The 1,508-nt window shown below is 49.2% G+C and carries 3 protein-coding genes; all 3 read left to right on the top strand.

Features of this window, described 5'->3' with window-relative positions; translation table 11 throughout:
* Positions 1–186: hypothetical protein (locus tag AAHB90_RS32370; protein WP_342089470.1), on the top strand; the 186-nt coding region annotated here is incomplete at its 5' end.
* A 17-nt stretch (positions 187–203) separates the two neighbouring features.
* A complete protein-coding gene (locus AAHB90_RS32365) occupies positions 204–863 on the top strand; it encodes a plasmid mobilization protein (protein ID WP_342089469.1) in 660 nt (219 codons plus the stop codon).
* A partial coding sequence (locus tag AAHB90_RS32360) for a relaxase/mobilization nuclease domain-containing protein (protein WP_342089468.1) occupies positions 860–1,508 on the top strand: 649 nt, incomplete at its 3' end. The genes AAHB90_RS32365 and AAHB90_RS32360, both read left to right, overlap by 4 nt.

Below are 1,508 nucleotides of genomic sequence, written 5' to 3'. Positions count from 1 at the left end.
GAATTCAAATACTTTCAAATAATCTCGATTTTTCTAGAACGATTGCAAACACTTGCAAACGGTTACGAACATGAGCGGTGGTTTTCTCCCCAGCCAGCTATCGCCGGTACGTCGCAAAATGCGACTCCCCGGCGGGCTGGCCAGGAGAAACCCCTGGACCCCTGCTATTCGCCTATCGGCTCATAGCCAAACCAATAAGAGACATGAAAAATCAAATCAAGAAAGGCAGGCCGCCCAAGGAAAGGGGCGCTGCCAAACGGGAGCACTTTTCGGTCTGGGTAAGCTCGGACCAGAAAAGCCAGATCAATCAGCTCATTGAAAAGAGCGGGCTTTCAGCCAGTCAGTACTTTCTCTCGTTGGCGCTGGATGTCCCATTGAAAAGACCTCAGAAAAGAACGCTGCCAAAGGCTACTGCCGAAACAATCCGGATTCTCGAGCAGCTGGCCGGAATTCTATCGCTCGCTATTTTAAAGACCAAAGACCATCAGATGCTCTCGACGCAGTGGCAACAAAGCAGCCAGCGGGTACGACTCCTTGCTGACCTTATCACCCGCTGGGTTTTTGAAAGCTTTGAGATCCGCACCTTTCAAAAGACGCTTACTGAAACTGGTTCCTGGATTACGTCCCTGTCGGACTATCTGAGCCAGGTACTGGGCGCGGGAGAAAGCAACGAACAACTCCTCAGGGAAGCCGGGGGAATAGCCCGATCGGCACGGGAGCTGCTTTCAAAATATGAAAGCTACTACGCAGCGCCCTTGCAGGAACTTGCACCTACCTGGAAAAACGAGGCGGCAGATATCGCCTCTGTCCACTTCGAGATTGAAAATGCGGTCAGGGAATTCATCAAGCAAACAAGCAAATGATCGGAAAAGCAAGTTTAGGCAGCTACGCCAAAGGGATTTTGGAGTACTGCTATTATCAGAAAGGTCAGCAAACTACTGCGGGAGAGCAAAGTAAGCAGCAAAGCGTCAGAGGAGAGCTGGTTTATATTCAGAACCTTGCCCTCAAAATAGAGCCCGACGGAACGCTGGATATGGACTACCTTGCCCGGCAGTACACAGACAATCACTCCAAAAACAAGAAGCTTACCAAATACGTCTGGCATCAGTCGTTCAGCTTTTCGCCGAGCGAAAAGCCTACCGACGACAAAATCATGCAAATCTCCACCGAATTTGCCAAAGAGTTTGGCTTCGAGCATAACCAGATGGTGGTTTTTAAGCATGAAGATTCAGCCAACTTACACTTTCATATTATTGCCAACCGCATCAACCACAACGGAAAGAATACCGCCGATCACTTTAAAAACTATGCACGGACCGGCAAATTCTGCCGCAGGATGGAAAATGAACTTAGCTTGGTACCGACGCGCGATATGCGAATTAACCGGGCGCTGGGCCAGCGGTTTCATTTAACGGATAAGGCGCATTTGAGGCTGAAAATGTTAATTGATCATTTAACACCGCAAGTCTCTTCGATCCAGCAGTTGAAAGAGCATTTACTTCGGCACG

The sequence above is a fragment of the Dyadobacter sp. OTU695 genome, assembly GCF_038440355.1.
GTDB lineage: Bacteria > Bacteroidota > Bacteroidia > Cytophagales > Spirosomataceae > Dyadobacter.
This window is presented reverse-complemented; position numbering and strand designations above follow the sequence as displayed.

What these genes read in the sequence shown, in the direction of transcription:
- AAHB90_RS32365 (WP_342089469.1), top strand. Translation starts at nt 204, where the DNA reads ATGAAAAATCAAATCAAGAAAGGCAGGCCGCCCAAGGAAAGGGGCGCT.